Origin of the sequence: Streptomyces sp. NPDC087215, assembly GCF_044744885.1 — a bacterium.
Lineage (GTDB): Bacteria > Actinomycetota > Actinomycetes > Streptomycetales > Streptomycetaceae > Streptomyces.
Genome location: NZ_JBIUZD010000030.1, coordinates 1 through 8,615, shown reverse-complemented (window position 1 = coordinate 8,615; position 8,615 = coordinate 1). Strand labels below are relative to the sequence as shown.

General features: G+C 71.5%; 5 protein-coding genes. 1 reads left to right on the top strand and 4 read right to left on the bottom strand.

The window, feature by feature from the left end; all coding sequences use genetic code 11:
* Positions 1–182: 182 nt before the first annotated feature.
* Together ACIO92_RS33935 and ACIO92_RS33930 are read right to left on the bottom strand one after the other, a co-directional pair.
* Positions 183–671 (bottom strand): pyridoxamine 5'-phosphate oxidase family protein, encoded by a 489-nt coding sequence (locus ACIO92_RS33935; protein ID WP_366446367.1) that lies wholly within the window; start codon positions 669–671, stop codon positions 183–185.
* 104 nt (positions 672–775) lie between these two features.
* Positions 776–1,657, bottom strand: a complete 882-nt coding sequence (locus ACIO92_RS33930) for an NAD(P)-binding domain-containing protein (RefSeq protein WP_366446368.1) — start codon at positions 1,655–1,657, stop codon at positions 776–778.
* 373 nt (positions 1,658–2,030) lie between these two features.
* On the opposite strand from ACIO92_RS33930, the gene ACIO92_RS33925 reads away from it, so the two are divergent.
* Positions 2,031–4,025 carry a BTAD domain-containing putative transcriptional regulator gene (locus ACIO92_RS33925; RefSeq protein ID WP_366446369.1) on the top strand — a complete coding sequence of 665 codons (1,995 nt, stop codon included), beginning with the start codon at positions 2,031–2,033 and terminating at the stop codon, positions 4,023–4,025.
* 739 nt (positions 4,026–4,764) lie between these two features.
* Here the strand turns inward: ACIO92_RS33925 and ACIO92_RS33920 are convergent.
* Together ACIO92_RS33920 and ACIO92_RS33915 are read right to left on the bottom strand one after the other, a co-directional pair.
* Positions 4,765–5,607: an NAD(P)H-binding protein gene (locus ACIO92_RS33920; RefSeq protein WP_366446479.1), complete on the bottom strand. Its 843-nt coding sequence runs from the start codon at positions 5,605–5,607 to the stop codon at positions 4,765–4,767.
* 575 nt (positions 5,608–6,182) lie between these two features.
* Positions 6,183–7,364 (bottom strand): acyl-CoA dehydrogenase family protein, encoded by a 1,182-nt coding sequence (locus tag ACIO92_RS33915; protein WP_366446480.1) that lies wholly within the window; start codon positions 7,362–7,364, stop codon positions 6,183–6,185.
* Between the last annotated feature and the right edge of the window lie 1,251 nt (positions 7,365–8,615).

The window sequence follows — 8,615 nt, the reverse complement described above, 5'->3', positions numbered from 1 at the left end:
TGTGGGGCGGGGGGGGGGGGGGGGGGGGGGGGGGGGGGGGGGGCGCCGGGGCCCGGGGGGGGGCGGGGGGGGGGCCCCCCCCGCGCCGGGAGTTCCACCCCTTCACCGGCCCCACACCGGTCCCGTGCCCGTCCCGCACCGGTCCCGCACCTGTCGTGCTGCCGTTGCGTGCCTGTCTCAAGTCAGCGGCGGCTCCCGTCGGTCCAGATGCGGCTGCTGAGGTCCGAGCCCCGGAGCACCTGCACTCTCCAGGGGTCGATGCGCAGGACGTGGTACTTGGGGTCGTCGGGGCCGCCGCGCCAGAAGTTGAGCGGGTTGTACCCGACGCCTGCCGGGCTTCCCTTGCGGTAGAGGTCCCAGGCGTACTGCCTGGTCTCCCGGTCCTCCGCCCAGGTGGAGACGCTGTCGATGAACACCGCGTTCTGCCGGGGGTTCCAGTAGGAGTAGGTGGTGTGCGGGTTGTTCGCCAGATGGGCCACCTTGACAGGTGTTTTGTAGGCGGCGAGCCAGCCCACCGGCTTTCCGTCGACCACTTCCCAGACGGGGAGGAGCACACGGGCCCTCGGGCGGGATTTGCTGTCCACGGTGATCATCGTGCAGTAGACGATGTCCTGGATGTAGGAGTTGAATTTGTCTTCGATTTCCGAGAAGGATTCCACGGTGGTAGCCATATCTGTTCCTCTCGGCGTCCTGTTGTTGTCGGCGAGGTCTTGGAAAGCCCTTCTGTCATGAGGATGCGGTACGGACGCCGGTCAGGGAAGAAGGCACTTTGAAGTCACCTGCTTCCCTTACGGTCACCGTCGGGAGCGGGCCGGAACTGGTCGATGAGAGCGGCGTAGCTGTCGCCGCCCCGGCCGTTCGCGAGTGCCTCGGCGACCATGCCGCGAAACAGCCGGGGCAGTGAGACGTCGACGCCCGCGGTCTCGCTCTCCTGCACCAGGTGGTCCATGGCGGCGGCGTGGGTGTCGAGGCTGGCGTCCTTGGCGACGGGGGCGCCGGCGTCGATCTGTTCGGCGTACGCCGTGACGAACTCGGTGAGGGAGGAGATCCACTGGTTGGCGAGGACGGCGAAGTCCGAGGCGGGCACGCGTGCCGTGCCCACCAGGGCGGCGCCGTGCAGGAAGCTGTTCAGGACGCCCCACATGACGGTGAGCAGGGCGACGTCGTGGAGGGCCGCCAGGCCGGGGTCCGAGCCGATGTGCACGCAGGTTCCCAGGTCGCGCAGGACCGGCAGGTGCTGTTCGAAGACCTTCTCGTCCCCGCTGTGCAGGAGTACCGCGTCGGGTCCGCCCATGGACTGCGGGACGGCCATGACGGCGCCGTCCAGGTAGGCGGCGCCCTGTTCGGCGGCCCAGGCGGCGAGTTCGCGGGCCTGGCCGGAGGTGCTGGAGGTCAGGTTGACGACGGTGCGCCCGTCCAGTGCCCTGCCCAGCGGGCCGAGTACGGAGCGGACCGCCTCGTGGTCGGTGAGGCACACGATCACCAGGCCCCCGGTCGCCGCGACGGCCGCGGCGGCGGTCGGGGCGGGCACGGCGCCCTGGGTGATGAGGTCCCCGGCGCGTCCGGGTGTCCTGTTCCATACGGTCAGGGAGCGGCCGGCCCGCAGGTGCGCGGCGGCGATCGCCCGCCCCATCAGACCGAGACCCAGAATTGCCACGTCCGCTTCCCCGGTGCTGCCGGCGGTTTCGTCCCGGTTGTCGACCATGGGTTTCACCTTCTCTTTTTCGTGGCCTGTTCCCCCTCGGGGGAAAATATTCCTGTCACGCGCTGCTCAAGACTCTTTCAAGGGGCTGGTGAGAGAGTGGGGGAAAATCTGCGGGAAGTGCACCACAGGCCTTCCGGCGCGTCAAGGATTGCCAACCTGATTCGGCCCGCGGGTATTTCCGTATGCACGTCAGACCTTGGAGCGGGGGGCAATGAGGTTCAGATTGCTAGGGCCGTTGGAAGCGATATCGGCGGACGGTCCCGTTGCCCTGGGGGGGACGAAGCAGCGGGCGACGCTCGGGTATCTCCTGCTGAATGCCAACCGTGTGGTGGCCACGAGCGAGCTGGTGGAGGCGCTCTGGGAATCGGAGGACGTCCCTGCCACGGCCCGGAAGATCCTGCACAACGCGATATGGGGCCTGCGGACGATTCTGTCCGAAAACATGGGCTCCGGATCGCCCGGTGCGCCCGAACTCCTCACCAAGGCCCCCGGCTACATGCTGCGTGTCGACCCCGACGACGTGGACCTGCTGGTCTTCCGCCGGTGGGTGACGGCGGGCAGGGCCGAACTCGCGGCGGGCGCGGCGCGGGACGCCTCCCGGTGGCTGAGGCAGGGCCTGGACCTGTGGGGAGGCCCGCTGCTGGCCGACCTCGCCGAGTCGGGCATCGCCTGGCCGGAGCTCGACGCGGCCCGCCGGGACCGGCTCGATGTCCTGGAGGACCTCTTCGAGGCCGAACTGGAGTGCGGGCACCATCATTCCATCCTCGGTGAGCTGACGATGATGGCCGAGGCGGAGCCCTGGCGGGAGAGGGCCCGCGGGCAGCTCATGCTCGCGCTCTACCGCTGCGGGCGGCAGGCCGACGCCCTCAACGTCTACGAACGGGTGCGGTCCTCCCTGGTGGAGAACCTCGGGCTGGAACCGGGCCACGGCCTGCGGACGCTCCAGCACGCCATACTGACCCACGATCCCGCCCTGTCCGCGGACGGGGCCCGCCTCCCGCGCGAGAGCGCGGGCCCGCCCGGCCCGCGGGGGGCGGCGGGCGGACAGCCCGCGCTCTTTGCGCCCGTGATCCCCCCTCAGGGCGGCACGGGCGAGCGGATCCCGGTGAGCGCGCTGCTCGTCGGGCTGCGTCTGGGCAGTCTCGACGAGGTGTCCCCGGGCGAGATAGAGACCGCCCTGCACACCGTCGAGGACGTCATCACCCGGTTCGGCGGCACCGTCGTCGCCGCGATCGGGTCGCTCACGCTGGCCCTGTTCGGTGTCGACCGGCCCGGCGAGGACGATCCCGAACGGGCCGTCCGCGCCGCCCTCGCGCTGCGCGAGAGGTTCTCGGCCGGTATGCAGAACGCGCTCAGGGCGGCGGTGACCACCGGCCGGGCCCTGGTCCGGCTGAGTCCCGGTGCCGACGCGGCCCGCCCCTCGGCCGTGGGAACCCTGCTGGACGACGGCCGGACGATGCTGGGGCGGGTACCGGACGGCGAGGTGTGGATGAGCGGCGCGGCACGGCTGGCGACCACCGGGTCCGTCGCGGCGAAATCAGCCGACGACTGCTCCGACGCCTGGCAGGTGCTCGGACTCCTGGGCGAGCAGAGCGCGTTCCGTACCGACCGCGAACACGAACTCGGGGTGCTCAACGGACTGCTGGACTGGGCCCGGCACAGCTCGGTCCCCCACCTGGTGACCGTCCTGGGAGCACCCGGCGTGGGCAAGTCCCACCTGCTGGCGGAGTTCGAGCGCAGCATCGCCGTCCAGTCCCCGGCGCCGGTACGGGTCCTGACCGCACGGGCCGGTAAGAGCCAGCCGCCGCTGGCGGTGGCCGGGGTGATCCTCTCCCGCTACTGCGGTGTCCTGCCCCAGGACGCACGCGAAGTCGCCCGCGCCAAACTCGCCGCCGCCGTCTGGCGGCTGCCCATGACCAAGGCACACCGCGCCCAGACCTACCGCAGCCTGCTGCCGCTGCTGCCCTTGGGCGTCTGCCCGGTGGACCCCGCCGCCCGGGAAGAGATACTGCACGTGTGGGGAGAACTGCTGAGCGCGGCGGCGGCACTCGAACCGGTCGTCGTCGTCGTCGACGACGCCCACCGGGCCGCCGACGCCGTACTGGACCGGCTGGAGTCCCTGTCCGACGGCGCCGGAACGGCCCCGCTGCTCACCATCGCCACGGCCAGGCCCGAACTCCTCGAACGCCGCCCCGGCTGGGGCGGCGGAAAACACCGGGCATCGACCCTGACACTGCTGGCACCCCGCACCACCCACCCGGACCCAGCCCCGCCGGACCACCCCCGGGCACTGCCGCACGGACGGCGGATCACGGTGTGAACGCACCACCGTGAACGGCGAGCAGTGTGCGTGGTGCGTGGTGCGTGGTGTGAGCGGACGACGGGGCGCGGTGAGCGCGGTGCGCGGACAGCGGACGGCGGACTGCGGTCCGCAGACCGCGGTGTGAACGGACCACCGTGAACGGCGAGCAGTGTGCGTGGTGCACGTGGTGCGAGCGGACGGCGGACTGCGGACTGCGGTGAGCGCGGACCACGGTGAGTGCGGTGCGCAGGGCGCGGTGCGAGCGGACGGCGGACCGCGGTTCACTCGGACGGCGAACCGCGGTGGGCGGTGTGCGCGGACGGCGGACCACGGTGCTCGTGGCGTGCTCGGACACGGCGTGGAGGGTGAGCGGTACGCGGTACGCATGGTGTGCGCGGACGGCGGACCGTGGTGTGGGCGGATCGTGGTGCGCGGTGCACGCGGACGGCGAACCGCAGTGGACGGTGCGCACGGACGACGGTGCGGGATACGCGGCACGGACGACGGTGCGGGATACGCGGCACGGACGACGGTGCGGGATACGCGGCACGGACGACGGTGCGGGATACGCGGCACGGACGACGGTGCGGGGTGCGCGGCGCGGGGTGCGGACGGCGGTGCGGATGGCGGTGCGGGGTGCGGACCGCGGTACGGATGGCGGTGCGGGGTGCGGGGTGCGGGGTGTGGGGTGTGGGGTGTGTGAGGGGGCCCCGCCGGTGCGATCCCGGCGGGGCCCCGTCTGGGTCGTACCGGGGGCTCAGACGTTCCAGACCCCGCGCGCGGCGGCGTCCTTGACGAAACCGGAGAAGTCCCGGGGCTCACGGCCCAGCACGCGCCGGACGGTGTCGGTGGGGGTGGAGTTCTTGTTGTCGCGGATCTGGGCGACCAGATCGGCGACGAAGAGCGCGTAGTCGGCGGGCACGTCGTAGCCGACCAGCTCGTCCACGTAGGCCTGGTGGTCGACGGGGACGTAGCGGATGTCCCGGCCGGTGGCCTGGGCGATCTCCCTGACGGCCTCGTCCAGGGTGAGGGCGCGGGCGCCGCTCAGTTCGTAGGTCTGCCCGGCGTGGCCGTCCTCCAGGAGCGCCTCGACCGCGACGGCGGCGACGTCCTCGGTGTCGACGAACGGCTCGCGGCCCGACCCGGCGGGGAGCGCCACCTCACCGGCGATGACACCGTCGAGCAGGACGCCCTCGTCGAAGTTCTGGAAGAACCAGTTGGGCCGCAGCACGGTCCACTCCGCGCCGGACTCCTGGACGGCGCGTTCCCCGGCTATCAGCGACTTGCCGCCCACCAGATCGGTCACCCGGGCCTGGAGCAGCACCAGCCGGCGTACCCCGCCCGCGACCGCGAGGCCGGACAGTTCACGCAGCGCGGCCTCGGCGTCCCAGGCCCCGGGCTTGTCCTGCGCGTCCACGAAATAGGCGACGTCCACACCGGCGAGCGCGGGCTCCCAGGTGTTCGTGTCGTCCCAGTCGAAGCGGACGTCCCCGGAACGGCTGGCCGCACGGACGGTGACCCCGCGCTCCTTGAGCCGGTTCACGACGCGGCGGCCGGTCTTTCCCGTACCGCCGAGAACGAGGACGGTGGTGTCGGTCATGGCAATGAGCCTTCCTGCAAAAGGGAGAAGAGACAGAGGTGGGGAGAGCGGGGGGGTGAGAGGGAGGCACGGGCCGGGCCGCCCGTGGGGAAGGGCGGGTACGGGTCCGGGCCGCCCGTGGGGAAGAGCGGGTACGGGTCCGGGCCGCTCGTGGGGAAGAGCGGGTACGGGTCCGGGCCACCCGTGGGGAAGAGAGGCACGGGTCCGGGCCACCAGGAGGGGAAGTACGGGCCGGGCCTCCCCTCCTGGTGGGTGGGAGGTACGAGTCCCGGGCCACCCGTGGGGAAGGGGGAGGTACGAGTCCTGGGCCGCCCGTGGTGAAAGGGGGGACGGGCCGGGCCTCCTGTGGGGGGGAGGTACGGGTCCGGGCCGCCCGTGGTGAAAGGGGGGGACGGGCCGGGTCTCCTGTGGGGGGAGGTACGGGTCCGGGCCGCCCGTGGGGTGCGGGCGGCCCGGTGGAGGGGGGTGCGTGTCCCGGTGGAGAAGGTGTGCGTCCCACCGGTGAAGTGGGTGTGTGTCCCGGTGGAGGGGGTGTCCTGGTGGAGGGGGTGTGTCCGGTCAGCCGGGACGGCGGATCACAGGAACGGGGTGTCGGGGGCGAGCCCGAGGATGGCCCGGCCGTGGACTTCCTGGTTGGTGTTGTAGGCGAACAGCGCGTGCAGCGCCAGGCCGCGGATGTCCCGGTGGAAACGCTGGAACGGCACGTCACGCATGATCACCGAGGCGCCGCTGGCCTCGAACAGCTCGTCGACGGCCTCCTTCGCGAGCTGGATCGCGAAGGAGGCGGTGCCACGGGCGGCGGCCCGCTCCTCCACCGACTGGCTCGTCCCGGCGTCGGCGTGCTCCTGGAGACGGCGCAGCCAGTTCTCCTGGAGGGCCTCGGCCGCGGCGATCTTGTTGGCGGCGACGGCGACCTGGATCTGGGTGAGCGGGGACTGGCTCTGGTCGGTCCAGGACGTGTAGGTGATCCCGCGCCCCGGCAGCCGGTCGAGGAAGAGCTGGTAGGCGCCCTTGGCGATCCCGATGTACGCGGAGGCGCCCTGGGCCATGAAGAAGGGGACGAAGGCGTAGTTACGGCCGGTGGCACCGGTGTTGGACCGGTTGCCGGTGGTACCGCCGAGGACCTCGATGAGGCTGACCACACGGTGGGCGGGGACCCTCACGTTCTCGGCGGTGGCCGTGGAACTGCCCGTGCCCGCACCGTAGGCGGCGTGCCAGTCGTCGGCGATGGCCAGCTCGCTGAACGGGACGAGCGCGGCGAAGGGTGCCGGGGTCCCGTCCGGGCCGGTGATCAGGGCGGACAGCAGAGCCCAGTTCGCGCCGCGCGCGCCGGACAGCCACTTCCAGGAACCGCTGAGGGAGTACGAGCCGTCCTCGTCGGCCGTCAGCGTGCCCGAGGGGGTGAAACCGGTGGAGACACGGACCGCGCCACCGGCGTACACCTCTTCCTGTGCCTTGTCCGGGAACAGGCTGGGGACCCAGGCACTGGACACCCAGATCATCGAGACCCAGCCGGTGGCCGTGTCCGCGCTGGCTATCTCGCTCAGGATCCTGACCTGGTCCGCGATCGGGGCATCGAGGCCACCGAAACGGCGCGGGACCGACAGCCGGTACACACCGGCCTTGTCGAGCAGCTCGATGTTCTCCTCCGGGATCCAGCGACGGTCCTCGGCCTCGGGACCGCTCTTGCGAAGCGTCTCGACGACGGCTGTCACCTCGTCCAGCACCGTCGTGACGGCACTGTCGGTCGTGGTCATCCTGTCTCCTCAGAAAATTTTTGCCACAGCAACTTTACGGCGCGCTGTTCCCCGCGCCGACGGGCATTTCCATTGTCTCCGGAGCACGGTCACGTACAGGTAATCCGGCGCTCTCGGAGAACTCTCCGGGCAACCGGACACCAGAAAACGACGACGGCCGGGCAGCAGGAAACAGAGACGGACCGACGCCGGGAAACGGAGGCGGACCGACGCCGGGAAAAACGGCGGCCCGTCAGCGGGAAACGACAGCGGCCGGACGACGGGAAAGGATGACGGCCCGGCTCCGGGAAACGACAGCAGCCGGACGGCGGGGAAAGGACGGCGGCCGGACGGCGGGAACGACGGCGGCCGGACGGCGGGAAAGGACGGCGGCCTGGCTCCGGGAAACGACAGCGGCCGGACGGCGGGAACGACGGCGGCCGGACGGCGGGAACGACGGCGGCCCGTCAGCGGAGAAACAGTGGAAGCCGGACACCGGAAAGACAGCGGCCCGTCAGCGGGAAACAGAAGCGCCCAGCCGCCGGGAAAGACGACGGCGAGGATCCACACGCCGCCCGGATTCCTTGCGCCAAGCCAGGATCCCCGTGACGCCCGGGGGTTCCTGTACCGGACGGGTTTCCTGTACCGGACGGGTTTCCTGTACCGGACGGGTTTCCTGTACCGGGCAGGTTTCCGGCCGAGCCGGATCCCAGCCGGAATTCCTGCACTGGCAGGTCTCTTGCGACAGCCAGGCTCCCCGTGACACCCGGGATTCCCGTGGCAGTCCGGGGTTCCCGCGCCGCCCGGATTCCTTGCGCCGCGCCAGGGTCCGGCCGGGATTCCCGCGCCGGGCCTTGGTTCCGGCCGGGATTCCCGCGCCGGCGGGTCTCTTGCGACGCCCAGGTTCCCCGTGACACCCATGACACCCGGGATGCCCGGGATGCCCGGGTTTCCTGTGGCAGTTCAGGTTTCCCGCGCTGCCCGGGGTCGTTGTGCCGGGCCGGGGTCCTTGCGCCGGGCCGGGAAAGGGTGTTGCCCTGGCCGACCGGGGTACGGAAGGCCAGGGCAACACCGTTCACGCGTGACGCTCTCGCGGGCGCGAGGACTATCTCGCTGCTTCGATGCGTTCGGGGGTGTCGGGGATGTGTGCGGCCGGGGTTTCGGTGCTGGTGGTTGTGGTCTTGCCGCGGAGGCCGAAGGCGCTGATGAACGCGGCGACGAGGGCGGCGATCAGGGGGACGACGAGGGCGGCCTGGTAGCCGTCGAGGAGGG